We start from the raw sequence: 23,824 nt of genomic DNA on the forward strand, positions 1-23,824 counted from the left end.
AAGACCCCTTGAAGACGACGAGGTAGATAGGCTGGGGGTGGAAGTGCAGCAATGCATGGAGCTGACCAGTACTAATCGGTCGAGGGCTTATCCAAATAGCAAGCTAATGAGCGTGAGTTTCGTTTCGAATCTAGTTTTCAGAGAACAACACTCTGAACGAAGTGAAAATTGGTACATCACCGAGTGTATGTATGATTTTCAGTTCTCTAATGGATATGGAAAGAAGATAACTTCAATCCAATCGCGTTTGGTGGCGATGGCGGAGGGGTTCCACACGTACCCATCCCGAACACGACCGTTAAGCCCTCTAGCGCCGATGGTACTTGGACCGCAGGGTCCTGGGAGAGTAGGACGCCGCCAAGCGATTCCCTTTGGGGTATTTTTTTTGCCCCCTCAGTAGGGATATGGGATATAATGCGGGCCTTTAGCTCAGTTGGTTAGAGCGCACCTCTGATAAGGGTGAGGCCGGTGGTTCGAGTCCACCAAGGCCCATAGTAACTTAATAAGTAACAGATGTATGGGGCCATAGCTCAGCTGGGAGAGCGCCTGCCTTGCAAGCAGGAGGTCAGCGGTTCGATCCCGCTTGGCTCCACCATTCCCTGATAGCTCAGTTGGTAGAGCACTCGACTGTTAATCGAGTTGTCACAGGTTCGAGTCCTGTTCGGGGAGCCATGGAGAGGTGTCCGAGCTGGCCGAAGGAGCACGATTGGAAATCGTGTAGGCGTCACAAGCGTCTCGAGGGTTCGAATCCCTCTCTCTCCGCCACAATATTTTAGCATGGCCCGTTGGTCAAGGGGTTAAGACACCTCCCTTTCACGGAGGTAACAGGGGTTCGAATCCCCTACGGGTCATAGCAATACCTATGGAGGCTTAGCTCAGCTGGGAGAGCATCTGCCTTACAAGCAGAGGGTCGGGGGTTCGATCCCCTCAGCCTCCACCATATATCTTTTCTAATGACGCGGGGTGGAGCAGCCCGGTAGCTCGTCGGGCTCATAACCCGAAGGCCGCAGGTTCAAATCCTGCCCCCGCAATTGAGGCTTTCTTCACGGAAAGTGATCTGGAACCGTGGTGTAGTTGGCCTAACATGCCTGCCTGTCACGCAGGAGATCGCGGGTTCGAATCCCGTCGGTTCCGCCATTTATATATGCTTCAGGGATGAGAATCCGGTTTTGGGTTCGTCGGAGCATACACTTCGAGAGCATCTGCTTCGCAGTCTCGAACGAAGTGAGAGTATCCCGTCGGTTCCGCCATTAACACCTTGCCGGTGTAGCTCAACTGGTAGAGCAACTGACTTGTAATCAGTAGGTTGGGGGTTCAAGTCCTCTCGCCGGCACCATTTTATTATTTTGCAATTTAAGGTTTGCAGAGTGTATAATATATACTCTGAGGGTTATACTGAAATACTCATGCAACACCGAATTTTACCTTATGGCGATCGTGGCGAAGTGGTTAACGCACCGGTTTGTGGATCCGGCATTCGGGGGTTCAATTCCCCTCGATCGCCCCATAGTTTCTTAATGGGGATTAGCCAAGCGGTAAGGCAACGGACTTTGACTCCGTCATGCATAGGTTCAAATCCTATATCCCCAGCCATTTACTATGAGTCATTAGCTCAGTTGGTAGAGCACCTGACTTTTAATCAGGGTGTCGAAGGTTCGAATCCTTCATGACTCACTTTCATATTTTGCGGTCGTGGCGGAATTGGCAGACGCGCACGGTTCAGGTCCGTGTGGGCTAACCCCCCGTGGAGGTTCGAGTCCTCTCGACCGCACCATATATTTGCGGAAGTGGCTCAGCGGTAGAGCATCGCCTTGCCAAGGCGAGGGTCGCGGGTTCGATTCCCGTCTTCCGCTCCAAATATATGCGCCCTTAGCTCAGCTGGATAGAGCGTTTGACTACGAATCAAAAGGCCGGGAGTTCGAATCTCTCAGGGCGCGCCATTATTTTCTTTCATATCGGGATGTAGCTCAGCTTGGTAGAGCACCTGGTTTGGGACCAGGGGGTCGCATGTTCAAATCGTGTCATCCCGATTTTTTGTTTATGCGGGTGTAGTTCAATGGTAGAACTTTAGCCTTCCAAGCTAATAGCGTGGGTTCGATTCCCATCACCCGCTTATATGTTCCCTCAAGAGCCTTGCAGAATGCAGGGCTTTTTTTGTGTTATATTTTAGCGGCGATAATTGCTAACGTTGTATGAAGAGCATTTGTTGATAGCAATATTTCAGGAATTGCTTCAAAACCTATTAGCTCAGTGCAGGTTCGGTTTATATAGAGGTGGGACGAAAAGCCCCTTTCTACGCAACAGAAAGGGGCTTTTCGTCTTTAATGGGTTACTTTGATAACAGGCTATTTTTTGCGTTAATACCGCTCTAGAATGGTCTGTGTTTTCAGGCCATCGGCCGGGATCAGCCAGTTCTTGTTCTGCAGCACTTGCATCAATTGGCTGCGTAGACCGGATACAGCAGATGAATCTGTTGTTTTGAAGGAAACCTCGACCACATTTTCGGTGCCTGTACCCGATGCGTTGCGAATAGGCCATACCTCAAGGGTAAGCTCCTGGCCGTTCCATGCGCCTTCATACCGATGGAAGGTGATTGGGCCATAGGCACGAGCCTGTGTAAGCTGCTGTTTGCCCCAGTTGGAGGCAGACCAGTTTTTCAATTTACCCGGAAGCTTGTCGAGCAGTAGGTTCAAGGCTTCTTTTTCTGAAGGCAGCGGTGTGCCACTGGTTTTGGCGTCTACTTTTTTCGTGTTGGAAAAGCTCAGGGTTTGTTTGTTATATCCCCAGTCAATTTCAGCCTCGTAGTTATCATCCGATTGATCGAAGCCCTCTTGATTCGCAAGTGTCAGTGCTGCGTTGATATCTCCGTTAATGACAGGATAACGTTTTTTGTACGTCAGCTCGTAGTTGTTTTTATTATCTTTTTTGCGGAAACGAACATTCCATCCTTGTGCATCCAGCCCAAGCGCATGGGTATCAAAGTACTCTACAGTGATGCTGTGTGGTGCGGAGTTCAGGCCAAGGGTTTGAATGACTTCGCTGCGCGGTGTGCCATCGTTGCTTAGGACGAGCTCAGGCTTCGCCAGAAACTTCACTTCATAAGAGGGAACGGCATTGGCAGCGGCCGAGGCTGGGGGTGCCTCCAGAAATGTCAGTCCACTTCCCAAGGTGACGATGCTGAGCATCAACGAGGCGGTTATTTTTTTCCACTTTTTCAAAACCAATCACTCTCCTAATCTGGATTAACGTACAGCCCCCACTTTACCGTCCGAGAATGTGAGCGCGATTAACGGGGAGCGCACATTACGTTAACCCTGCATAGATTTTTTGAATGGACAGCGATAGTTAATATAGGTTCAACCGATAGACTCAGGCGGCAAAGGAGCAGTTCCTATGCCAATAACCTCGCGCAGCACTTCCTTGAAACGGTTAACCTGGACAGAAGGATGGCGATCCTTGTTGTGTACAATGTAGATATGGCGCGGTGCCTGATCTCCTGGAATGGGAAGCACCTGAATGGCCCCTTGCCGTTCCTCCGACAGCACTGCCATTCGAGACATAAAGGAGATGTGACCGCCGAGTAATACGAGCTGTTTAATGGCCTCTAGGGAATCCATCTCAACTGTACTCCGTAGTCGGACATCGTGCTGAGCCAGCCATTGGTTGGTCAGCCTGCGCGTACTGGACTCATCCCCGTGTAACGCAAAAGGAACCTGCGCGATATGTTCGGGCTGCAGAGACTGCTTATGTGCTAACCCATGCTGTGGAGAGCAGATCAGCACAAGATCATCCTCGCAGAGTGTCTCCGTGTGAAGGACAGGCCCAACAAATGGCTCGGACGAGATGATGCCCAGATCCAGCTGATGCCGAATGACCATCTCGCGGATGACCGGGGCCGGTTTGACAGACAACACCATTCGAATGCCAGGAAACTCCTGAGAAAAGGTGTTCAGCATGACGGGTAACAGATACGTAGCCGGAACATAACTTGCTCCAATATGGAGCGTGCCCCGGTATAGGCTGTCGTATTCCTTGACTACACGGCGAGCCTCTTGGGTCAACGCGTTGATTTTGATGCAATAATGAAGCAAAGCTTGTCCAGCTTCGGTCAGGAACGTTTTGCCGCTACGGGATTCGAATAAACGTACTCCCATCTCTTCCTCCAACGATTTCATATGAAAAGTGACGGTAGGCTGCTTGATGCCCAGAATCTGGGCTACACTTGTCATATGATGATGTTTGTCGATCAGCTCGACAATTTGCAATTTAATGAGGTTCACATCATCCACTCCTCTAATTGTTGCATCCTCCTCTATAGATTTAATCTATGAACATCAACAGAATTCATCTAAAAAGTTAATTCCCTTTTTACAAACATGACAAACAACTTGCGAAAGCGGACGTTAGACTGAGAACAGTGCAAGAGAGACGCACATGAGATCAGTACATGAGGACAGGCAGGGATGCTTATGAAGCTGGAGTTAACAGGAGTTCAAAAATCATTTCATCAAACGCCTGCACTACTGCCCACCGATCTGACGCTTGAACACGGCAAATTCACCACCTTGCTCGGTCCCTCGGGCTGCGGCAAAACGACACTGCTTCGCATCATCGCCGGTCTGGAACAGCCGGATGCGGGGGAGATTCGTGCGGATGGGGAGTACATCTATTCTGCGGCAAAGCGGATGGATACGCCGACACACAAGCGCAATCTGGGCATGGTGTTTCAGGATTTTGCATTATGGCCGCATATGACGGTATACGAAAATGTAGCCTTCGGCCTGAAGGCGGGTAAACGGAAATCCGATCTGCAGCAACAAGTGAATGAAGCACTCGGCATGGTTCGTCTGCAAGGCATGGAGGATCGGTATCCACATCAGCTGTCAGGTGGACAGCAACAGCGGGTTGCTTTTGCCAGAGCGGTAGCGGTGAAGCCGGGTGTGATTCTGTTTGATGAGCCGCTCAGTGCACTGGATGCGGTGCTTCGGGAAGAGATGCGAATAGAGATGATGTCACTGGTGCGGGATATGGGACTGACTGCCCTGTATGTGACGCATGATCAGATTGAGGCGATGTCAATGTCGGATGAGATTGTGGTGATGCAGAAGGGGCGGATTTTGCAAAAAGGTACCCCGGAAACGATCTATTCCGCGCCAAGTGACCCCTATGTCGCGTCGTTTATCGGAAAATCTAACTGGCTCTCGCCTGATGCATCCATGGTTCGGCCGGAGCATGTGACCTGGAACAAAACAGGCCATGACGATCTCGGCTACCTTGGAAGCATCCTGAGTGTGAGTTATGTAGGAGAGCGCTACGAGGTACGTGTACAGATGGAAGGATTAGGTGTGTGGACGGCGTATGCCAACCAAAGAGTACGCGTCGGGGAAAGAGTGCAGCTCTATGTATTGCCAGAACGAATCTGTCGGATGCAGGGTCAGCAACAGAAGGTTGGCAGTTCAAAGCCGGATCAACAGCACGATATGAATCAGAGCTCTGGTAGGAAACAGCGAGAAGTGGTTGCTGCCGCGCACTAGAAAAAAAGGTGTCGTTACAGCTAACTATTTGTGCAAAGCGGCTTAATTCATATGTTCATGGACGTGATGAGCATATATGGAGATAGAAAGATTAAACCGATTCAGTATCTTGTAAACGATTCTACTATCCATAAAAGGGAGATGGCATAGACATGTTCGGTATGAAATCACGTAAAAAGAGTGCAACACTTCTATTAACAGCAGTAATGAGTATCAGCTTGTTCGGGTGCAGCACAGGGAACACAACGAATGGAAATGCAGCGCAGCCTGCGGGGGAAGGGAATACAGCGGCAGCAGCGGATAATACGAGCAAACCAGCAGGTGGCAAGCTGGTGTTGTACAGTGCGGGCCCGCAGAAGCTGGCCGACAATATCGTGAACGGATTTACAGCCAAAACAGGCATTGAGGTGGAGATGTTCCAGGGCACAACAGGCAAAATTCTGGCCCGTATGGAAGCGGAGAAAGCGAATCCGGTCGCGGACGTTGTAATCCTTGCCTCTCTGCCTTCGGCACAAGCGCTCAAGGCAGACGGACTCACCCTTCCTTACCCGGAAGCGGCGAATGCGGACAAGCTGAACAAGGATTGGTCAGATGCGGATGGCAACTATTTTAGCAGCAGTGCATCGGCACTGGGCATCGTATATAACACTAAACTGGTGACTACACCGCCCAAAAGCTGGGCTGATCTGGCAACACCAGCCTGGAAGGATGCAGTAAATATTCCTGATCCGACATTATCGGGCTCCGCACTGGATTTCATCACAGGGTACCTGAGTGCCAACGGTGAAAAAGGATGGGATCTGTTTAACTCATACAAAGTAAATGGTGTCGCTATGGCTGGAGCGAATCAGGAAGCACTTGATCCCGTAATTACGGGTGCAAAAAGCATCGTAGCAGCAGGTGTGGATTATATGGCGTATTCTGCAAAAGCCAAAGGCGAACCGCTGGATATCGTCTACCCTGAAGAAGGCACCGTGATTAGCCCAAGACCGGCAGCCATTCTGAAATCCAGTCCAAACGTAGAGAATGCGAAAGCATTTATAGATTACCTGTTATCGGATGAGGCACAGAAGCTGGTCGCGAATGCATACCTGATTCCGGGACGTGAGGATATCGAAGCGACAAACCGTGCGAATGTGAAGGATATTCCACAGTTGAAGGTGGACTGGACATGGATGAGCGAGCATGGCGATGAGAGCGCAGCACGCTTCTCCGAAACCTTTAAATAAGTGAACACAATTACAGAAACGGTAGGCAACAGGAGATTCTGCTGTCTTGACGTGGAAAGTCATGTGAGGTGAGCGTAGTGAAACCTGTTGTAGTGGATAATTATCGGTTGTTTCGGAGAGTGGGCGTGATTCTGGCCCTCTTTCTGCTAACGATCAGCATAGGGGTGCCGCTCTTGCTGATCTTCTGGCAAAGTGTGTACCCGAACGGGAAATGGGATTGGATGGCACCGATTCGCACCATTACCGGGCATCATCTATCGGGTGTGCTGCTGAATTCTGTCTGGTTAGGCATCTGCGTGGTGGCAGTTACAACTCTGCTTGCATTGCCGCTCGCCTGGATGATGGCAAAAACCCGGATGGGCGAGCATCGCTGGGTGGATGTCATTCTGATGATTCCGTTCATGACCCCGCCGTATATCGGCTCCATGGGATGGATTCTGTTTATGCAAAAGGGAGGGTATCTTCAGCAATGGTTGCCTTCGTCCGCGAACTGGAGTGAGCTGTTCTTCAGCTTCTGGGGAATGGTGATGATTATGAGTCTACACCTGTTTCCGTTCCTGTATTTGCTGCTAAGGGATGCATTAATCCGCATCGGTGGCAATCTGGAAGAAGCGGGAGCCGTGCATGGTGCCCGTGCAGGGTACAGGTTCAGACGTATTATTTTACCCTTGCTGCTCTCGTCTTACGGGATGGGAATCATGCTTGTTTTTGTCAAAACGATTGCGGAATTCGGTACCCCTGCGACCTTTGGACGCAAGATTGGCTATTATGTCATGACTTCTGAAATTCACAAATATATCTCCAGTTGGCCGATTGATTTCGGAAAGGCTACCTCGCTTGCATCCGTACTGCTGTCCGTCTGTCTGGTGATGTGGTATATGCAATCTGCAATCAGCCGCAGGTTCACGTATCGTCTGGTAGGCGGTAAAGGGCAACGTTCCAAGCGCTACTCCTTACGCGGCTGGACGGGCTGGGTGTGTGGTGCATATCTGGCAGTTCTGTTGATCCTGTCGATCGGCATTCCGTATTTCTCGATCATTGCGGCTTCTACGATGAAGCTGCGGGGAGCCGGTCTGGCGCTGGACAATCTGACACTGGAGCATTACCGGGAGCTATTGTCCTGGGGGTCAGTGAGCATGAAGGCGATCGGGAACAGTCTGGGATTATCTCTGGCGGCTTCGACAGTGGCGGTGATCATAGGTACGGGGTTTGCACTGGCGATTGGCAGATCATCTTCGTTCATGCAACGGGTCATTGACCTGTTCAGTCTGCTGCCCAACACGGTACCAGGCATCGTTATGGTGGTCGGTCTGATCCTGTTCTGGAACTCGCCATGGATGCCCGTGACGCTATACAACACGTACGGTATGGTGGTGCTCACCTATGTTGTGCTGTTCCTGCCGTATACTGTGCAATATGTAAAATCAAGCTTCACCCAGATTGACGGTACATTGTTCCAGGCGGGTCAGGTGTTTGGCGGGAAGCCGCTGTATATTCTGCGGCGCATCCTTGTTCCGCTGATCCTGCCTGGCATGCTGGCGGGCTGGATGATGACGTTTACGATTGCGACGAGGGAGCTCGTTGGCTCACTCCTGATTCTTCCGCCGTCGATGCAGACGTCGGCGACGTATATTTTTGCCCAATTTGAACAGGGTCAGGTGTCGCTTGGTATGGCGATGGCTGTCGTGACCGTAGGCATGACGGTGCTGATGCTCCTGGGGATTGAAGGGCTGAATTCGAAGAGAAAGTGGAATGCATCATGATCAAATTGAACGTATGGGGCGGTGCGGGCGAGCACGGACGTTCCGCCTATTTGCTTAGCGGGAGTCAATATCGGCTGCTGCTGGATTGTGGTGTGAAAAAAGAGGGCAGCGGCGAATATCCGCTCATCGAACCGGAGGTTGTGCCGAAACTGGATGCGGTGCTGTTGTCTCATGCTCATGAGGATCACTCTGTGGCTATTCCTTTGCTCTATAAGCTGGGTTATCAAGGGGAAGTGTGGACCACACGCGAGACTAAAGAGCAGCTTACAACGTATTTCCGAGCATGGCGTAACAATATGGAACGTGCAGGTCATATTCTGCCTTATGATGAATCTGATGAGCAGCGTATTCGCTATCAATATCTGGAGGATCAGGCCAAGCGTGGGTGCTGGTTTGAATTGTTGCCCGGTTTATCGTTAATCTGGGGCCGCAGTGGGCATCTGGCTGGATCGGTCTGGTTCGGGCTGGAGATGGAGGGCAAGCGTATACTGTACTCTGGCGATTATACCTCGGAGTCTATGCTGTTACAGGCAGACGATGTGGCAGAAGGTTTCAGACAGGCGGATCGGGAGCAACAGCATAGAGCGTGGAAACAAGAACCTGTTTCGGTTTCTACGGTTCCCCGGATCTCTCGGGTCTCACACGGAGGGATTAAAGGTATGCAATACACGGAGGGAGAGCGAACGGAAGAGAACACGGTTAGCTCTTCCCTGCCATCAGCACAGCTTGATCTGGCAATCATAGATGCTGCCTATGGCACGGACCGGGACACACAGGCAGACAAACTGCGGCAGCTGGAGCGGGTCATTTCCAAAGTGCTTCACTGCGGGGGCAAGGTGCTTCTGCCTGTGCCAGCCGTAGGACGAGGACAGGAGCTGATTCTGTGGACACAGCAACGCTTTCCTGATGTGTCGTTGATTGTAGAGCAGAAGCTTGTAGAAGGCATGGAGCAGCTGCAAAGCGCGCCTGACTGGCTTATAGAGCAGGAGGAGTGGATGACAGGTTGTGTGGCCGCTGAGAGAATTTCGAAGTTTCTAAGTGGGGAAGGCTGGAATAGGGTCGGCACTGCTGAGGAGCGTTCGGAATGGCTTGAACAGGATGGAGCCTCGATCTGGTTTATACCGGATGGTATGATGCAGTCCTCGCTCGCGCGCTGGTATTATGGAGAGTGGGCGTCTGATGTGAACAATATGATTCTGCTCACTGGACATACGGCTCGAGGTACATTCGCTTATCAACTGCTTGAAAACCCGCAGCAATTCGGGATATGCCAAGTCCAAAAAGTTCGCTATAAGGTGCATCAAGGCTGGCAGGATGTTGAGCATATGATGAAGCAGATAACAGCCCGGCACAACGTGCTTGTGCATACAGATTATGCTGAGACGGAACGACTGAGAGCAGGTCTGCTGGGTGGACATGTTCGACCAAGGCCAGACAAAGCCGACACCGAGCATATTGCGCTGTTATCTCCTGGTGATGAATTAATGTTCTGAAGAATGCTTTAAAGGGGATTAATGTCTGTTCCGGACACGGGAACACGTGTGGACAGGTCGAAAAGGCGCTTCGTGCGCCTTTTTTTGCTATGCCCGAAATCTCTGCTAATGGATAGCGGCAGGGCTATTCGGAACGCAGGGCTTCTGTTTTATTGAATCACAATACTTCTGATCTCATCATGCTGGACTATTCTTATTTTCATTGCGCTGGATTATCTGTAAAGCTTCGAGATGTATTGCGTGGAAGGTAACGTGTCAGGTGATCTGTGGTCGTATGCGGGAGTGTAATTAAATTTCATAATATAATTGACTTGTAAAATTTAATATCATATACTGAGTGAAATATGAGCAGGACGGGGCAGGGGAAGCATCCGGTCCAGGGAAGGCTGGCAAACCATATGGCTGAACACAGGGAGATCGGCAGTTATCCGATGTGGGAGAAATATCGTTCTAAACGGGAGCATCTGGTGGTCGGACTGATGTCAGGCACATCGCTGGACGGAACGGATGCAGCACTGGTGCATATACAGACCGATGAGCGCGGAGCGATGCAGCGGCTGGAGCTGGTTGATTTTATCTGTACACCGTATACGAATGAGCTTAGAGAGGTTCTGATGCGTCTCTGCTCTCCAGAAACAGCGCGTGTAGATGAACTGACGACCGCCCATTTCGGTGTATCGGAATGGTACGCACAGAGTGTACAAGAGTTGTTACACTCTGCCGGAATATCGAGCCGGCAGGTGGATATGATCAGCATGCATGGACAGACAATCTGGCATGCGCCTGTGCCTTCTGCTTTCCCAAGCCCGTCGGGTAGCGGAAGTCTGGAGGTAAGCTCTACCCTGCAGATTGGTGAATGTGCTGTAGTGAGAGAGCGTACCGGGTTGCCCGTCATTGGCAATCTGCGTGCCAGAGATATGGCGGCAGGCGGAGAAGGAGCACCGCTGACACCTTATGCAGATGCGTTGATGTTCCGTAGTGCTTCGGAGGGACGCCTTGTGCAAAATATTGGCGGTATCGGCAATGTGACTGTACTTCCGGCAGTGTCATCGGATGCGAATGTATCGGCTTTTGACACGGGGCCAGGCAATATGGTGATGGATGCGCTGGTTCGGCATGCCACGGAAGGAAGGCAGCATTACGATCCCAACGGGAGCATCGCAGCCAAGGGCAGCGTGCATCTGGAGCTAGCCGAATATTGCCTGAATGATGAATATTTTCGGCGGCAGCCTCCCAAGAGCACCGGTCGTGAAGTTTATGGTGCGGATTATGCCAAGCGGATAATGGAATTTGCAACAGCACGCTCATTGTCGCTGGACGATCTGTTGGCCACCGCGACCTGGCTGACAGCAGAGACCATTGTGCGTGCTGTGGAGGATTTTGTGTTGCCTAAGACATCAATCTCGGCAATGCTCACCTGCGGTGGCGGTACATCCAACAACACGCTCATGCAGATGATTCGGCAAAGACTGCCGGAAGCGATACGTCTGGAGCGTACGGCGGATTACGGTGTTCCCGATGATGCCAGAGAAGCGATGGGGTTTGCGCTGCTGGGGCATGAGGCCCTGATGGGCAGAGTGAATACACTTCCAGGTGTGACAGGGGCAGCACATGGGGTCATATCGGGACATCTGACTCTGTAGTGACAACTGAATTGCCGATGAGCACTTGATTTCAGATTAGACGCGGCCATTAATATAGGATAAAATGCATGTACAAAGATACAGTACGGAAAGGAGGAGCGGATGGAAGGCATGAAAGGTGGACTTGTACGTTTACGCGCATTACTGGATGATCTGACTCCGTCGGAACGAAAGATCGGGGCTTACATCCTTGAACACCCCCAAGAGACGGTGCAGTCATCTGTTGCACAGCTGTCTGAACGAAGCGGGGGCAGTCCGGCAGCGATTATTCGTCTGTGCAAATCACTCGGTGTAGCTGGCTTTCAGGAGCTGAAGCTCAAGATTGCGGGCGATTTACAGACGAGTGAGCAATATCAATATACGGAGATTCGTCCTCAGGACTCGATCGAGAGCATTATCCAGCATGTGTCCACCAACAATATTCAGTCCGTTAAGGATACGGTTCATATTCTCGACCCAAGTCTTGTGGAGCAGGCAGTGAACCTTCTGCATGAGGCCAAACGGATTTTTTTCTACGGCGTAGGGGCCTCCAATCTGATTGCGCTGGATGCACATTACAAGTTCATGCGGATTAATCGGACCAGCTTTTCGTTCGCCGATCCACACATGCAGATCTCATCTGCAACGACGCTGCGGGAGGATGATGCCGTCGTATGCATCTCGTATTCCGGGGAGACCTCCAATGTGATCTCCTGCCTGAAGCATGCTCGTGAAGGCGGCGCAGCTACGATCAGCATTACCAAGTGGGGCAATAATACGCTCAGCAGTCTAGCGGATGTTCCTCTGATGATTACATCGACAGAAAGTGATATTCGCAGCGGAGCTACCTCTTCACGTATTGCCCAGCTGAACGTCATCGACATTCTGTACCTGGCTATCGCGAGCCGGGATTATAATCAGTCGGTGCAGTATTTGGAGAAGAGCAGACAGGCTATTCTGGAGCATAAGTGAACGACGGGTTCACCGTGTGCCAAAAGTAAACATGAGAATCCCTTGCAGAGATATGCATCAGGGATTTTTTTGATGAGAAGCGCAGGTATACTGGGGGAAAATAAAACAAGAGAAGCCCCGCCTGCTGGCATGACTCCTCTCATCCTGTAACAGCTTGTCGACGCCCGAATAGCGCCTATTTGCACTAAACGATCAGCCCGAGCCGATAATGGCATGGCGTACAAAACCGTCTGCATGCTCCAGTCGACGTGCGGCCTCGATTGCATCGACATCAGCCATCAGCATCACGATGGCCGTTTTGACATGCCCATCTGCTGCGGCGAAGGCATGCTCAATCTCGCCTTCCTTCGCTCCGGTGGCCAGCTGGATCATGCGTTTCGCGCGGTGTACGAGCTTTTCATTGGACGGATTCAGATCGACCATAAAATTGCGATACACCTTGCCCATACGGATCATCGCCGTTGTGGTCAGCATGTTCAGAATCATTTTCTGCGCGGTGCCGGCTTTCATACGGGTAGACCCCATCACCACTTCTGGCCCCATGACTGCTTCAATGCTTACATCTGCCAGTGTGCTCATGGGAGTACCTGGATTATTGCTGATCCCAATCACCCCGGCACCAATCTGACGGGCGTATTTCATCGCTCCGAGTACATAGGGAGTGCGTCCGCTGGCCGCAATGCCAACGACAATATCGTTTGCATTCAGTCCGTGCTCCTCCAGATCAATTCCCCCGGCTTCTTCACTGTCTTCCGCACCTTCGACCGGATCTTTAACCGCTCGAAATCCGCCAGCAATAATGCCCTGTACCATGGAAGGCGGAGTGCCATAAGTGGGTGGGCATTCTGATGCGTCCAGAATCCCTAGCCGCCCACTTGTGCCCGCACCTACATAGAACAATCTTCCTCCGCTTTGAAAGCGAGCTACAATCTGATCGGCTGCTTGAGCAATGACTGGAATCAGCGGCTGAATCAGCTCGCCAATCTGTCGATCCTCGCGATTGATCAATTCCATAATCTCTACTGAAGGCAGCTGATCAATATGATCTGTCTGCGGGTTAGGCTGTTCCGTCACTAATGAGTTAAGCGTATGATTCATCCGTAAGCCCTCCTTATCTTGTTTAGCTTGATTCAGCCAAGTGCCGTTTATGTCTTGCCAGCTGAGCTGCACCTACTGCCGGAGCAGGGGCATCTTCCAGATAAACAACCTGCTGTGAATCGTATATGTCATGAAGCTGTTGCACGAACGTATCTCGAAACAGAGCTGAGTGGCGGAATATTGACCCGGAAAGTGCCATAGGAGCCGTGTAGAAGGAAACGCACTGCCGGATGAGCGCTTGGGCTGTATTTGCGAGTTGGCGAGCTTCATCCATGAGAATAGCACTGGCGGTCTTGTCTCCGGCAGAAGCGGCCTCAATCGTCAGACGAGCCATGGAGGCTGTGCTGGATTTGGTCCAGTCAGGTTGATAGACGAGATGCTTTAGGTCGGGGACATGGCGGATATGCAGTTCATGCTGCACCAGCGAGGTCAGCACCGTTGGAGGCAGCATACCATCATGGCTCTGCATGACCGCTTGCAATGTCCGCTGCCCGATCCGATAGCCGCTCCCCTCATCTCCAAGCAGATGCCCCCATCCGCCTGTCCTGTGCACCTTACCTTCCGGCGTAATGCCGTATATGATGGAGCCCGTACCGGATATGGCGAGTAGACCGTGCGGTTGACCAAGAGCAGCCATCAGTGCGATTTCACCCTCTGTAACTACCCAGACTGCACAGGTGCTACTGTTGCCAGCCGAATTTTTCTTTTTAATCATATAGTCATGAACGTGAGTAGTAATCCATTCCCGCTCCTTATCCTCAGCAATACCTGACATCCCAAGACATATAGATTCACAATGAGACAAATAATCCATACGCGAGGAAAATAGAAGATCCAGGATACGAAGCAGCTCGGTTATGGCTTCTTGAGGCGGCACACTATGCGGATTCGTCGCGCTGCCGCTGGCTACTGCCAGAATGTCGCCATGTTCAGAAATGATTGCTGCATCAGTTTTGGTACCGCCTCCATCAATTCCTGCGTATACTCGCAACGTGCTCACCTCGTTAGGACTTTTTTTCTTTTTTTTCATAGTATAGAGGCTGAATGTGAAAAAGTAAAATTAAATTTTATAACAAAAATTATTATTGAATTTTTATTTTACAGCTCATATAATGAATTCAATCAACAATTTTGGAAGGATTCAATACGATTGATGTTATGTAAACTAACGTCAACGTTGCATTTAATAGGATTAGACCTTGGCGAGCAAACAGGTCGATCTTCAAGGAGGTGCAGGTTCCGGGTTTCGTGCTTAGCTACACAGCGCTGGTGTGGGGATGGAAGAAGTAGCAGGGGGCATCAGAGGGGCATTGTTAAGAATAGGCCAGAAGAATCGCCAGATGACTTATTTAGTAAGCATCGTAAAGAGTCTTCCGTAAGGAATCGTTATGAGAGGCATGGAAAGAAGACGACACGCAAAGGAGATGAAGGGTATGAAGAGGAAGGGTCTTGTTTTGGCAATGGTGTTAATGATGGTTTGGATCACAGCTTGCGGTAACAAAGGCGGGGCGGCAACGAATGATCCTGATGCCAATGACACAGTAACGGTGTGGACATACCCGGTCCATGGAACATATGAGGATGATCTGAAGGACTTGATAGCCGACTTCAATAAGCAACACCCCAATATTACTGTGAAAACGGAAATGCTCTCCTGGGCTGAAGGCCCCAAAAAATTCGATGTCGCTTTGAACGCGGGTAATCCGCCCGATCTCTACTTCCATAGTGTGGATGGTACGTATGTGAATACCGGGCTGGCACTGGAGCTGGACAGTTATCTGACTCCTGAGATCAAAGAGGACTACATGCCAGGCACGCTGGAGCTTGGACAGATTCAAGGGAAACAGTACGGACTGCCTCTCTATCAGTTCCAATGGGCTTGGGGCGGTAACAAACGTATTCTTGAGGAAGCAGGTATCGACTGGCAGGCTATTCAGAAAAATGGCTGGACCTGGTCCGAGTTTAACGAAGCGGCTGCCAAGCTGACCAAAACGTTGGATAACGGAAGTAAACAGTATGCACTGGTGACAGACGGTACGTCCCTCGATTTTATTGAAATGTTATCACGTAACAATGGCATGATTGATGTGCTGGACGATAGTGGAAAATTCCAGTGGAATGATGGACGCATTCTGGACACGCTCTCTTTTATCAAAAACCTGATGGATCAGGGCTATATGCCGAAGGAAACGGCGGCACTTGCTCCGGCCAAACGTACAGAGATGTTCTATGCAGGTGAAACGGCGATTATTTCGAAGGCAATTCCTTATTATGATGTCATGATTCAGAACCGCAACAAAGATATTGATGCAGGCAAGGTGCAGGGAGAGAAGATTGATTTTGTATTGCTGCCAGTGCCGCACAATGACAATCAGCCTGCGGCAACAACCATGGGCGGGGAAGGGTATGTAGCCTTTAAACAGAAGAAGGACAAGGGCGAGCAGCATGCCAAAAATACATTCCTCGTCATGGAGGCGCTGAGCGGGGCCAAAGCGGGTAACTCGGCTAACGAGCTGGCCCTTCCCTTTGTGAGACAATCTCAAGCTGATCTGTTCAAAGGCAAGGAGCTGGGGCAGCAGTTCAATCTGGATGCAGCCCAGGAGATGGCAAAACACATTGCCATGCCGGTTGTGCTCAAGCTGGATATCGACAAGGCTTCACAGCAGAAGCAGTTCAAGGAGCAAGTAGTAAAACCTAATATTCAGGCACTGTTCTCAGGTGAGAAAACACCGGAGCAGATTGCGGAAGACTTCAAGAGCAAAGGTCAGCAAATGTTTGCACAATAACTAACTTCGTAGTGACACATTGATTCGGAGAGGAGGATTCGCCATGCAGACCGCCCTTGCGCCGGAGCCTGCACCCCGGAATTCCCGGGTTGTCCGGTTCTGGCGAGATTACGGGTGGGCGTATTTGTTTATTTTGGCGCCTGTCCTGCTGTTTCTCATTTTTACACTGTATCCCGTGTTAACGGCTCTGGTCATGAGCTTTCAGAAATACAACATTATGAACTCCACGTGGGTAGGACTCGATAATTATGAACGTCTGGTGAAGGACGAAACCTTCTGGAAGTCGATCAAAAATACGGTCATTTTCACGGTGGGAACGGTACCTGTCAACATCCTGATTACATTTGTGCTGTCGTATTTCATCTTTCAGATGAAAAGCAAATGGCAAACGTTCTTCAAAGCCACCCTGTACCTGCCCGCGGTAGCGTCGGGTGTGACCATCTCCATCGTATGGCTGGCGATCTTTGATCCTACGGATGCAGGTCTGCTTAACCGCTTCCTCGGTTTCTTCGGTCTCGACCCGGTGATCTGGCTTGGTCAGTCGGGCACAGCCCTCTTTTCACTCATTCTGATGAACTGGCTTGGATCGCATGGTGCGGGAATAATTCTGTATCTTGCTGCGATGGGTGGCATTCCGAAGTCACTGTATGAGGCAGCGGATATCGACCATGCAAGTGGCTGGACACAATTCAGTAAAATTACGTGGCCTCTCTTGAAGCCGACCACACTCTATCTGCTCGTAACGGGGGTCATTACTTCATTTCAGGTGTTTATCTCCGTATATTTGATGACCCAGGGCGGGCCGAACTTTGCAACGACTACCATTGCGTATCTGATCTATGAGACGGCCTTCAAATTCTACGAGTTCGGACTGGCTTCGGCACAATCCTTTGTGCTGGCGGTCATTATTATTGTTATCTCCGTCCTTCAATTCAAGTATTTCTCCAGTGATATCGAGTATTAAAGATGAAGTATGACGTGTTAAATATGGCTTTCATTAGGCATCCGGGGGTGAATTCAACGTATGAAATCAACACGAAAAAAGATGCTGCTTGTCATCGCATCCGTTCTGCTGGCAATCTGGGCACTGATCACCATTATTCCGATGTACTGGATGCTGGTTGGGTCTGTTCAGGATACAACGATGTCGGCTTCGTTTAAACCACAGATGATTCCAGAGCAGCTCTCCCTGTCGCCATATGAACGTTTTTTTGCCAAAACGGATGCATGGCGATGGCTCTATAACTCGTTACTGATCTCGGTTATTTTGACAGTGACCAATGTATTCTTCGCTTCGCTGGCGGGATATGCATTTGCCAAATTGAAATTTCCGGGCAGTCAGGCCGTATTCTGGGTACTGCTGGGTACGATGATGATTCCTGCACAGGTCACGCTGATTCCGCTATACATTCTGATGGTCAACGTATTTGACCTGGGCGACACGTATATTGCAATTATTTTGCCGGCAGCGGTCAGTGTAGGCAATATCTTTCTGATGAAGCAGTTTATGTCCACCCTGCCGACTTCGCTCATTCACGCCGCCCGAATTGATGCTTGCAGTGAATTCGGCATCTTCTGGAAGGTTATTCTGCCGATGGCGAAGCCAGGAATAGCGGTGCTGGCAATTTTCACGTTTGTTGCCTCGTGGAACGAATTTTTCTGGCCATTCCTCATTACCAATTCGAATGAAATGCGCACGGTGCAGGTGGGTCTGGCGTCGTTTGTTTTCGCCGAATCGACCGACTTTGGTGCCATGATGGCAGGAGCAACGATCGGCGCTTTGCCGATGATTATTCTGTTCTTCTCACTTCAGCGGTACTTCCTGCAAGGCATTACGATTGGTGCGGTGAAGGGGTAGTTGGATAAGCGAATGTTGACAGTGGTCAAGTGCCTGCCGGTCGTATATTTGATGTACATCTATATCTGTTGAACTATTCATTTACACATGAACGGAGAGGACGGAAAAAACCTGATTGGAAGGCTGTTCTGTCATCGGAGTGGGATTGTGTAAAATCTGTAGTTCAGCTTATATAATGCAGGCCATTCCGGGAAAGTGACAATGTAAAAGGGGGATCAACCTATGGCACGCGTGGAGTTTCGCCAAGTGCGCAAAGAGTTCAAAGACGACCATAAAGGAACGTTCACGGCAGTCGCCGGTTCGGACTTTGTTATAGAGGATAAGGAGTTTGTCGTATTTGTCGGTCCTTCGGGCTGCGGTAAAACGACCTCACTGCGGATGATCGCCGGGCTTGAAAAACAAACCAGTGGCGATATCGTCATCGGGGATCGCATCGTGAATGATCTGCATCCCAAGGATCGGGATATCGCGATGGTCTTTCAGGATTATGCGCTATATCCGCACATGACCATTCGGGAGAATCTGTCCTTTGGTCTGAAAAATCTGAAGAAACCGAAGTCGTATATTGACGAGCAGGTGAGAAATGCGGCTTCCATTCTGGGCCTGGAGGCTATGCTGGAGCGCAAGCCACGTGAGTTGTCCGGCGGGCAACGCCAGCGTGTCGCTGTAGGACGGGCTATTGTTCGTGATCCGCAGGTGTTCCTGTTTGATGAGCCGCTCTCCAACCTGGATGCTAAGCTGCGTGTGCAGATGCGGGTGGAGCTGGGCGAGCTGCATAAAAGGCTGGGCGCCACCATTGTATATGTTACACATGATCAGGTGGAGGCGATGACGCTCGGGGAGCGGATTGTCGTGATGAACCATGGAGACATTCAGCAGGTAGCATCACCGAAGGAGCTGTATGCCAGCCCGCGCAATATGTTTGTAGCCGGATTTATCGGCTCGCCGGCCATGAACTTTATTGATGCACATATTGAAGGCACACAGGTCAAGGTGGAGGGTGCGTCCTTTACACTGTCAGATGATGTTTTGCAACGATTAAGCGCGTATCAAGGCAAACGGGTCATTCTCGGGATGCGTCCAGAGCATATTTTTGGCGACGATGTAGCACCCAATATTCCGCAGGACCATATGCTTCAGGCACGTGTACAGGTCGTGGAGCATCTCGGGTCAGAGAACCTGGTTTACTTCCATATCGGAAGCCGGACCGTAACCGCCAAGGTTCATCCAGAGACCCATGCGTACGTGGGCATGGACAAAACCTTTGTGCTGGATATGCGCAAAGCTCACTTTTTTGACCCGGAAACCGAGATGGCGATTGGTCGAGAGGAGAACAGCTATGCGAAAGCTGAGTGAAGTGCTGGTCAAATCAGGGGTGGAGATCTATCGCGATATTATTCCGGTGGCATTGTACAGCGTGGGCAGCTCGGTTGTGCTCGTTCCCATTCTAATGTTTGCCCCGATCCCGCTCGCTGTGCTGCTGCTGGCTGTCATCTATATGCCGCTCCTGTTTGGTGTCAGTTATGCAGTGCATCATCGGCTAGAGCGGAAAGAACGCCGGAATGGACTGCGCGATATGTGGGAAGGCACGTTGAAGGGATTATTGCCCGGTGGTGTGACAGGTCTTCTGTTTGCGGTGCTTGGTTTCATCCTCTGGTCAACCTGGTGGTATTATGGCGGACAAGGTGGCATGGCGGGTATGGCGGTGGGCATGTTTCAGACGTTCTTTGTCATTCTGGCGCTGATCTCACAGTTCTACACCTGGCAGCTTGTTCTGCAAAGGGGAATGGGTACGCTTCAAGCCATGGGCGAAAGTGTGAAGCTGTTTTTCCGTTATCCGGGCTATACGGTTGCGGCTTGTTTCCAAGCGGTGTGCCTTACGGCATTACTTATGCTGACGGTTGTGGGATTCGGAGCTTTGTTTGCAGGTATGTTCGCGATCTATCAGCATAAGGTTACATTCAACCTGATTGAACCGGAGGAAGAGGCTGTTCTATCCAGCGGCAACGAGCATCAGCAAGCAGGCTGGCTAAGTGAAGGTCATGTATCATGAGGGTGAAAACGGGAGTTGATGTGCTTGCTGAAGGAGGCGTGCATCCCTGGTTATCCGGTGGTACTCGTATTGGCCTTGTGACTAATCCGACGGGCATCACGGCAGATTTTGTCTCTACGGTGGATGTATGTGCAGGTCTTGCGGATGTCAGGCTGACGGCCTTGTTCGCATGCGAGCATGGACTGACTGGTGAGCTGCAGGCGGGTGTACCTTTTGCAGATTCGGTGCATCCTCGTTATGGCATCCCTGTATATAGTCTGTATGGTGCACATAAAAAACCGTTGCCCTCCATGCTGGCTGATGTGGACACCATATTATTTGATATTCAGGACGTGGGTGTGCGGTATTATACCTATGCCTCCACATTATTTCAGATGATGGAAGCGTGCGCCGAGGCAGGGAAACGGTTGCTGGTATTGGATCGTCCCAATCCGCTGGGCGGAATAGAGGTCGAGGGTGGTATATTGAACGACGGATACGAATCGTTCGTAGGTGCATGGACAACCTCAATTCGTACCGGCATGACCATTGGTGAGCTGGCTCTGCTCGTCAATACCGAGCATCCTAAGTCTTGCTTGGTAGAGGTGATGGCTATGGAGGGCTGGCGGCGCAGGATGACTTTTGCAGAGACAGGGCTGCCCTGGATGATGCCTTCTCCCAATATGCCTACAGTAGATACGGTGCGTGCATATGCAGGAACATGTCTGTTTGAAGGCACTAACGTATCAGAGGGCCGGGGCACGACGAGGCCCTTTGAATGGATTGGTGCTCCGTGGCTCCACGGTGAGCAGCTGGCAGATGCGATGCAGGCATATGAATTGAAGGGAGTTCATTTTCACCCGATGTATATGACTCCGGCCTTTTCCAAGCATGCAGGCGAGCTGTGTGGGGGAGTGCGGATATTTGTTACGGATGAGAAGCAATTTCGTTCAGTCGAAACGGGTCTGCTGCTTTTACATGAGATAGCAGCGGGGTATGCAGAGCAGTTTGAGTGGCTTGAACCTCCGCGTACGGGCTCCAGATATTTTATTGATTTGCTTACCGGGGGTACCGAGGTTCGTGAGTTCATTGGTGACGAAGGACGCTTATCCCGTTTGATGGCGGTTTGGCGTGAGCAGGAGCAGGTATGGCGGGAACGCCGGGAACCTTTTTTGATATACGATTAGAGGATTTAGAGGAACAGGTTCGCACCAGGCAGAGTTACATGGGAAAGAACGGGGATAGGAACATAGAGTAGATCATGAATAAGTAAAGAAGAGTATAAGAGAGTATTGGAGAGTATAGACAAGATAAGGTGAAGGATTGATGTTGATGTTCATGAGAGGAGGGCATGTATGCGTAGCTTGAAAGATACGGTGAAGCAGAGACTTGGGCAGATGAGCCTGCGTGACAAAATTGGACAGATGCTGTTATGCGGATTTCACGGAACCGAGCCGAAGGACGAGGTAGAAAAGCTGCTTCGGGGTTACCCGATGGGTGGCGTCGTTTATTTTGCAAGGAATGTCGTTTCACCTGAGCAGGTCGAGCGGCTGTCGAGCGGGCTTCAAGACATAGCACAGGCCAGTGGCAATGTGCCGCTCTGGGTAGCCATTGATCAGGAGGGCGGCATGGTAGCCCGGATTACACAGGGCATCGCTCTGATGCCGGGACAGATGGCTATTGCTGCTGCCGGATCGCGGCAGGATGCCTATGAGGCGGCGCGTATCAGTGGAATGGAGCTAAGATCAATGGGCATCAACATGAATTTTGCACCTGTGCTTGATGTTAATAATAACGCGAACAATCCGGTCATTGGTGTGCGTTCCTTCGGGGAGTCGCCGGAAGCGGTTGCCGAGTTTGGTGCAGCGACAATTGCAGGCTTTCAGAATGCGGGTATAGCCGCTACGGCCAAGCATTTTCCGGGTCATGGCGATACGGATACAGACTCTCATCTGGATCTTCCCGTGATTACCCATGACAGGGCGCGAGTCGATCAGGTGGAGCTTGCACCATTTCGTGCAGCAGTTGCGGAGGGCACTGATGCAATGATGTCTGCTCACATTTATTTTCCGGCACTGGAGCCAGAGCGTCTGCCCGTTACGTTGTCCCATGCTGTATTAACCGGGCTGCTGCGTAAGGAGCTTGGATATGAAGGCATGATTGTGACCGATTGTATGGAGATGAATGCAATTGCGGTTCACTATGGCACTGTCGATGCAGCGGTGCTGGCCGTTGAAGCGGGCGCAGATATGGTGCTGATCAGTCATACGGCAGAGCTGCAGATGCAAGCCTTTGAGGCTTTGATGGGAGCAGTGGATAGCGGGCGGATCAGTGAGCGCAGAATCAACGAGTCGGTGAAACGACTGCTGACATACAAAGCGAAGCGCGGGCTTCTGGAGATGGAAAGTAGCGCAGTGCCTGTCAGACAGTCGGGGAATGCAGCTGAGCTACATAGCGATGAGGAACAACGATCCGTGATGGAGCGAGTGCTCGATATGGAGCCAGTACCCGTTACGGAGCACCGGAGTACCTCAGCGTCCGCATCTGCTCTGTTTCGGCGCAATGATCCGATGCATCATGAGGTAGCCCGGCGAATTAGTGAAAAGAGCATTACACTCGTCAGGGACACAAGGGATATGCTGCCGCTGAAAAAAGAGCGAACATTGGTAATCACTGTAGCGGCAGAGGTGACAAGTATTGCGGACGAACAGTTGGATGGAGTGGCAACTCTTGGAGCGGCGTTGTCTGCCCAAGGTCTGGATGTGGTGGACCTGATGGTAGCAGCGGATGAAATTGCCATCTCCTCAGCACGGCTGCTTCAGGCCGCAGAAGCGGAGGATGTCAAGCAGATTGTGGTTGGCACGTATAATGCAGGCAGTCCTTCCGGCGACCCGCAATGTCGATTGATTGGCTGGGTCCGGCAGCTTGGAAAACCACTGGCTGTGGTAGCGCTCCGCAGTCCGTACGATCTGCAAAAGCTTCCTGATGTGCAGACGTATATCGCAGCATACGAGAGCCGCCCGCTTGCCATGAGCAGTGTAGCCAAAGCAATGATGGGGCACATCCCGTTTGAGGGGAAACTTCCGGTCTCGCTGGAGGTCGTGTAGTAACCAAGTAACTTGGCGGGTTCACATAAGAAGAACAAAGGGACGAAGCTCTTGCGGCTTTGTCCCTTTGTATTGTCTGTGATTCTGGTTCTGGTTCAGCCTCGTAATATTGAACATTCGCAAGTTCGTTCTCATTCTTCGATTTCTAAACGATAGATTCTAGCTATGATGAACGTAAACAAGGATAGCCCCCACATATTGCTGAGCATCGTAGGTTAAAATGGAAAGTGTCAAGACCACCATTTCAGAGCTACACAGCAAAGGAGAGCTATCACTATGCAGTCTACCACAAAATTCATCGGTTTAGATGTGTCCAAAGAAAAAATTTCG

General features: G+C 50.8%; 17 protein-coding genes, 17 tRNA genes and 2 rRNA genes. 32 read left to right on the forward strand and 4 right to left on the reverse strand.

Annotation, left to right across the window (positions count from 1 at the left end):
- The 19 genes from DFQ00_RS27875 to DFQ00_RS27965 all read left to right on the forward strand — a co-directional run.
- A 23S ribosomal RNA gene (locus DFQ00_RS27875) occupies positions 1–95 on the forward strand; the annotation flags it as partial.
- A 151-nt stretch (positions 96–246) separates the two neighbouring features.
- Positions 247–363, forward strand: a 5S ribosomal RNA gene (gene rrf, locus DFQ00_RS27880).
- Between the two features lie 55 nt (positions 364–418).
- Positions 419–492: transfer RNA gene (locus tag DFQ00_RS27885), tRNA-Ile, on the forward strand.
- 27 nt (positions 493–519) lie between these two features.
- A tRNA-Ala gene (locus tag DFQ00_RS27890) sits at positions 520–595 on the forward strand.
- A gap of 1 nt (position 596) precedes the next feature.
- Positions 597–672, forward strand: a tRNA-Asn gene (locus tag DFQ00_RS27895).
- Between the two features lies 1 nt (position 673).
- A tRNA-Ser gene (locus DFQ00_RS27900) sits at positions 674–765 on the forward strand.
- Positions 766–779: 14 nt separating this feature from the next.
- Positions 780–851, forward strand: a tRNA-Glu gene (locus DFQ00_RS27905).
- A gap of 13 nt (positions 852–864) precedes the next feature.
- A tRNA-Val gene (locus tag DFQ00_RS27910) sits at positions 865–940 on the forward strand.
- A gap of 17 nt (positions 941–957) precedes the next feature.
- A tRNA-Met gene (locus DFQ00_RS27915) sits at positions 958–1,031 on the forward strand.
- A gap of 28 nt (positions 1,032–1,059) precedes the next feature.
- Positions 1,060–1,137 (forward strand) — tRNA-Asp (locus DFQ00_RS27920).
- 123 nt (positions 1,138–1,260) lie between these two features.
- Positions 1,261–1,336 (forward strand) — tRNA-Thr (locus DFQ00_RS27925).
- Positions 1,337–1,431: 95 nt separating this feature from the next.
- Positions 1,432–1,507 (forward strand) — tRNA-His (locus DFQ00_RS27930).
- A gap of 11 nt (positions 1,508–1,518) precedes the next feature.
- Positions 1,519–1,593, forward strand: a tRNA-Gln gene (locus DFQ00_RS27935).
- 8 nt (positions 1,594–1,601) lie between these two features.
- Positions 1,602–1,674, forward strand: a tRNA-Lys gene (locus DFQ00_RS27940).
- Between the two features lie 12 nt (positions 1,675–1,686).
- Positions 1,687–1,774, forward strand: a tRNA-Leu gene (locus DFQ00_RS27945).
- Positions 1,775–1,781: 7 nt separating this feature from the next.
- Positions 1,782–1,856, forward strand: a tRNA-Gly gene (locus tag DFQ00_RS27950).
- Between the two features lie 7 nt (positions 1,857–1,863).
- Positions 1,864–1,940 (forward strand) — tRNA-Arg (locus DFQ00_RS27955).
- A 16-nt stretch (positions 1,941–1,956) separates the two neighbouring features.
- Positions 1,957–2,030: transfer RNA gene (locus DFQ00_RS27960), tRNA-Pro, on the forward strand.
- A 12-nt stretch (positions 2,031–2,042) separates the two neighbouring features.
- Positions 2,043–2,113 (forward strand) — tRNA-Gly (locus tag DFQ00_RS27965).
- Between the two features lie 244 nt (positions 2,114–2,357).
- Here the strand turns inward: DFQ00_RS27965 and DFQ00_RS27970 are convergent.
- Positions 2,358–3,218, reverse strand: coding sequence for a hypothetical protein (locus tag DFQ00_RS27970; RefSeq protein ID WP_244214018.1), 861 nt, complete (start codon positions 3,216–3,218; stop codon positions 2,358–2,360).
- A 138-nt stretch (positions 3,219–3,356) separates the two neighbouring features.
- Positions 3,357–4,280 (reverse strand): LysR family transcriptional regulator, encoded by a 924-nt coding sequence (locus DFQ00_RS27975; protein ID WP_110899688.1) that lies wholly within the window; start codon positions 4,278–4,280, stop codon positions 3,357–3,359.
- A gap of 189 nt (positions 4,281–4,469) precedes the next feature.
- On the opposite strand from DFQ00_RS27975, the gene DFQ00_RS27980 reads away from it, so the two are divergent.
- From DFQ00_RS27980 to DFQ00_RS28005, 6 genes are all read left to right on the forward strand, one after another.
- Positions 4,470–5,534 (forward strand): ABC transporter ATP-binding protein, encoded by a 1,065-nt coding sequence (locus DFQ00_RS27980; protein ID WP_244214019.1) that lies wholly within the window; start codon positions 4,470–4,472, stop codon positions 5,532–5,534.
- A gap of 152 nt (positions 5,535–5,686) precedes the next feature.
- Positions 5,687–6,763 carry an ABC transporter substrate-binding protein gene (locus DFQ00_RS27985; protein WP_110899676.1) on the forward strand — a complete coding sequence of 359 codons (1,077 nt, stop codon included), beginning with the start codon at positions 5,687–5,689 and terminating at the stop codon, positions 6,761–6,763.
- A 77-nt stretch (positions 6,764–6,840) separates the two neighbouring features.
- Complete coding sequence (locus DFQ00_RS27990; protein ID WP_110899677.1) at positions 6,841–8,526, forward strand: ABC transporter permease; 1,686 nt, start codon at positions 6,841–6,843, stop codon at positions 8,524–8,526.
- Complete coding sequence (locus DFQ00_RS27995) at positions 8,523–10,019, forward strand: MBL fold metallo-hydrolase (protein ID WP_110899678.1); 1,497 nt, start codon at positions 8,523–8,525, stop codon at positions 10,017–10,019. The genes DFQ00_RS27990 and DFQ00_RS27995 overlap by 4 nt, the downstream gene beginning before the upstream one ends.
- A 398-nt stretch (positions 10,020–10,417) precedes the next feature.
- Complete coding sequence (locus DFQ00_RS28000) at positions 10,418–11,662, forward strand: anhydro-N-acetylmuramic acid kinase (protein WP_244214020.1); 1,245 nt, start codon at positions 10,418–10,420, stop codon at positions 11,660–11,662.
- Between the two features lie 111 nt (positions 11,663–11,773).
- Positions 11,774–12,613, forward strand: a complete 840-nt coding sequence (locus DFQ00_RS28005; protein WP_110899690.1) for a MurR/RpiR family transcriptional regulator — start codon at positions 11,774–11,776, stop codon at positions 12,611–12,613.
- Positions 12,614–12,805: 192 nt separating this feature from the next.
- Here the strand turns inward: DFQ00_RS28005 and murQ are convergent, their stop codons facing one another.
- Together murQ and DFQ00_RS28015 are read right to left on the reverse strand one after the other, a co-directional pair.
- The gene (murQ, locus tag DFQ00_RS28010) at positions 12,806–13,711 is read right to left on the reverse strand and encodes an N-acetylmuramic acid 6-phosphate etherase (protein ID WP_110899679.1); all 906 of its coding nucleotides are present in this window, start codon (positions 13,709–13,711) and stop codon (positions 12,806–12,808) included.
- Between the two features lie 22 nt (positions 13,712–13,733).
- Positions 13,734–14,741 (reverse strand): BadF/BadG/BcrA/BcrD ATPase family protein, encoded by a 1,008-nt coding sequence (locus DFQ00_RS28015; protein ID WP_110899680.1) that lies wholly within the window; start codon positions 14,739–14,741, stop codon positions 13,734–13,736.
- A gap of 403 nt (positions 14,742–15,144) precedes the next feature.
- Here DFQ00_RS28015 and DFQ00_RS28020 point away from each other — a divergent pair, with 403 nt between their 5' ends.
- The 7 genes from DFQ00_RS28020 (at position 15,145) to nagZ (ending at position 23,494) form a co-directional block, all read left to right on the forward strand.
- Positions 15,145–16,497 carry an ABC transporter substrate-binding protein gene (locus tag DFQ00_RS28020; RefSeq protein ID WP_110899681.1) on the forward strand — a complete coding sequence of 451 codons (1,353 nt, stop codon included), beginning with the start codon at positions 15,145–15,147 and terminating at the stop codon, positions 16,495–16,497.
- A 43-nt stretch (positions 16,498–16,540) separates the two neighbouring features.
- Complete coding sequence (locus tag DFQ00_RS28025) at positions 16,541–17,461, forward strand: carbohydrate ABC transporter permease (protein ID WP_110899682.1); 921 nt, start codon at positions 16,541–16,543, stop codon at positions 17,459–17,461.
- Positions 17,462–17,521: 60 nt separating this feature from the next.
- A complete protein-coding gene (locus DFQ00_RS28030; protein WP_110899683.1) occupies positions 17,522–18,355 on the forward strand; it encodes a carbohydrate ABC transporter permease in 834 nt (277 codons plus the stop codon).
- Between the two features lie 222 nt (positions 18,356–18,577).
- Positions 18,578–19,711 carry an ABC transporter ATP-binding protein gene (locus DFQ00_RS28035; RefSeq protein WP_110899684.1) on the forward strand — a complete coding sequence of 378 codons (1,134 nt, stop codon included), beginning with the start codon at positions 18,578–18,580 and terminating at the stop codon, positions 19,709–19,711.
- Positions 19,695–20,408 (forward strand): hypothetical protein, encoded by a 714-nt coding sequence (locus DFQ00_RS28040; protein ID WP_110899685.1) that lies wholly within the window; start codon positions 19,695–19,697, stop codon positions 20,406–20,408. Before DFQ00_RS28035 ends, DFQ00_RS28040 begins: the two co-directional genes overlap by 17 nt.
- Entirely contained in the window at positions 20,405–21,574 is a 1,170-nt protein-coding gene (locus DFQ00_RS28045) for an exo-beta-N-acetylmuramidase NamZ family protein (protein WP_110899686.1), read from the forward strand. The genes DFQ00_RS28040 and DFQ00_RS28045 overlap by 4 nt, the downstream gene beginning before the upstream one ends.
- Before the next feature lie 168 nt (positions 21,575–21,742).
- Positions 21,743–23,494 (forward strand): beta-N-acetylhexosaminidase, encoded by a 1,752-nt coding sequence (nagZ, locus tag DFQ00_RS28050; RefSeq protein ID WP_174812203.1) that lies wholly within the window; start codon positions 21,743–21,745, stop codon positions 23,492–23,494.
- The last annotated feature ends 330 nt before the right edge of the window (positions 23,495–23,824 follow it).

Source organism: Paenibacillus barcinonensis, from assembly GCF_003217495.1.
Classification (GTDB): Bacteria; Bacillota; Bacilli; order Paenibacillales; family Paenibacillaceae; genus Paenibacillus; species Paenibacillus barcinonensis.